The 2,493-nt window shown below is 36.8% G+C and carries 1 protein-coding gene; it reads right to left on the reverse strand.

All coding sequences use genetic code 11. The features are described from left to right. Positions 1-99: 99 nt before the first annotated feature. The gene (locus CWC11_RS20320; RefSeq protein ID WP_502704806.1) at positions 100-2,457 is read right to left on the reverse strand and encodes an EAL domain-containing protein; all 2,358 of its coding nucleotides are present in this window, start codon (positions 2,455-2,457) and stop codon (positions 100-102) included. Positions 2,458-2,493 lie beyond the last annotated feature (36 nt).

The raw sequence follows: 2,493 nt of genomic DNA on the forward strand, positions 1-2,493 counted from the left end.
CACTTAATTATGCGGATTGGTGTAAGGCGTTCATTAAGAGTCAATACATCAACTAAAATAGCGTAATGCCAGGTTAGTTGATGTATTAATTGTAGATGTTTAAAGGGGCTTATTAATTAACTTAATTGCTTGGCTCGCGGTGACAGGCTTTGATTTTAAATAACCTTGTCCGTAATTGCAGGCGGTTAATTTTAAAATAGCAAGTTGCTCTTGTGTTTCAATACCTTCAGCAACAACCTCAAGTTGAAGTGATTGCGCCAGAGATAAAATAGCTTCAACAAGGGGGTTAGTTGAATCTTGAAGGTGATCAATAAAGCTTTTGTCTATTTTTAAAATGTGGATAGGTAATTGATGCAAGTAACCAAGCGCCGAATAGCCTGTACCAAAATCATCGAGGCATAACTTCACTTTTAATGGTGAAAGCCCTTCGATTATGTGTGTTGCCAGCTCTAGGTTTTCTATCAAGCCAGACTCTGTAATTTCTAAGCACAAAGAGCCAAGAGGTAATTGGTACTTATTGTAAATTGAGTGAATTTGAGCAACAAAATCAAGGCTTGCAAAATGACGTGAAGACACATTAACGGTTACTTTTAAAAAACGATGACCTTGTTTGTGCCATTTTGAGATATGCTGCGCAGCTAGATCAAGCAAGTGCAAATCTAAGTTAATTATTTGCCCTGTGGTTTCAGCTATAGGTATAAAGTCATTAGGTGGTACAAAGCCTTTTTTAGGGTGATGCCAACGTACTAAAGCTTCAAAGCCTATTACTTCACTACTATTAATTGTAAATATTGGCTGAAAATAGAGCTCAAACTCATTATGCTCAATACCGTGCTGTAAATCGTTTTCAATATCTGCATGGGTTTTGAGCTTTTTACGCATTGTATTATTGAAAAACTTTACTTGCCCGCGACCGGTCGATTTTGCTTCGTACATGGCAGCGTCAGCTTGTTGTAATAAAATATAGGCTTTATCGTCAATACTATCGCTGTAAGCTATACCAATGCTTGTTGAGGCTTGTAATAGGTGACCATCTACATTTAAAGGTTTAGAAAGTGCCGTTTGTATGCGTTTTAACGCTTCACTGACCTGATTTTTATGGGTGATATTTTCCATGAAGATCGCAAATTCGTCACCGCCTAAACGTGCAAAAGTATCGGTATTACGGACAGTATTTTTAATGAGTTCACAAATTTTAATTAAAAAGTGATCACCCACCTCGTGGCCTAAAGCGTCATTTATACTTTTAAATCGATCAAAATCTAAATATAAAAGTGCATGGCTTGTGCTTTTTTTAGCACGGGATAAGCGTAAAATAGCGTGCTTTATCCGCTCAATAAGTAAAGAGCGGTTAGCAAGGCCTGTTAGTTCATCATGAAGTGCTTTGTGCTCTAGCTCTTGACGGGCTAATTGCCTGTCTATTGCCATACTTATTTGGCGGCTAACATAGGTTAATAGAGCGCTGTCGTGTTCATTATATTGCAAATTTTTATCATAGCTTTGAACAACAATTACACCACTTATTCTCTCATTTGTTTTAAATGGGACGCCAAGCCAGGATTCAGATAACCTTCCAACAAGTTTAAAGTCGCCAGTATTAATGTGTTGCTGATATTGTGATTGGTTAAGTAATAAAACACGATCTGATTTTAATAAATAGTAAGAAGCGGTATCTTTTAGCTGCTCTTTTGAGATTTTTTTATGGGCGTGACTTTGGATCCCTTCTTCAACTATATAAACCAGATCAAGAATATCAACTTGCTTATCGTACAAAGCAATAAAGAAGTTATCGGCAGGGAGTAAGCTATTTATAATGTTATGAAGTGCTTCAAAAAAAGTGTCTAGATCACTGGCTTTGTAGGTTAGGTTAGCTATTTGTAATAAGCTATTTTCCAACTTTTGAGCATTGTTAAGCTGCTCAACGGTTTGCTTTAAGTTATTTACCGTATTTACTTGGTTTATTTTTGCACTAAGTAAATGAGCAACCGTTGTTAGTATTTCAAGGTGAGCATTAGTAAAGTAATTTTTGACAGGGTGCTCACAATCAATAACACCTAAAACTTGTTCCTTGTATATAAGAGGAACACAGAGCTCTGATTGAGCAGGGCGATTATCTGCAATATACCGACTGTCTTTAGTTACATCATCAATAATGACTGCTTTACCTGTACTTGCAACTGCACCCGTAATGCCCTCACTAAAGCGAATTATTTTACGCTCAGCTTGGTATTTATCCCGTGCATGAGCAATACCCATTGAGGCGACTTGATTTAATGTATTAGTCTCTCGATCTGCAAGGTAGATAACGCAATCAACAAATCCTAAGCGGTTGACTACATGTGTTGTAACGTACTCAAATAACTCATCGAGTGTGTCGAGTTGTAATAAGCTAGATGAAAATTGATTAATGATACTGAGTTGATCAGTTTTTATTTCAAGGGCTCTAGCTGCGTCCATTTGATAAGGCATAGGCAATTTATATTATTCTTTTTA

This window comes from Pseudoalteromonas sp. S3178 (assembly GCF_005886985.1).
Taxonomy (GTDB): domain Bacteria; phylum Pseudomonadota; class Gammaproteobacteria; order Enterobacterales; family Alteromonadaceae; genus Pseudoalteromonas; species Pseudoalteromonas carrageenovora.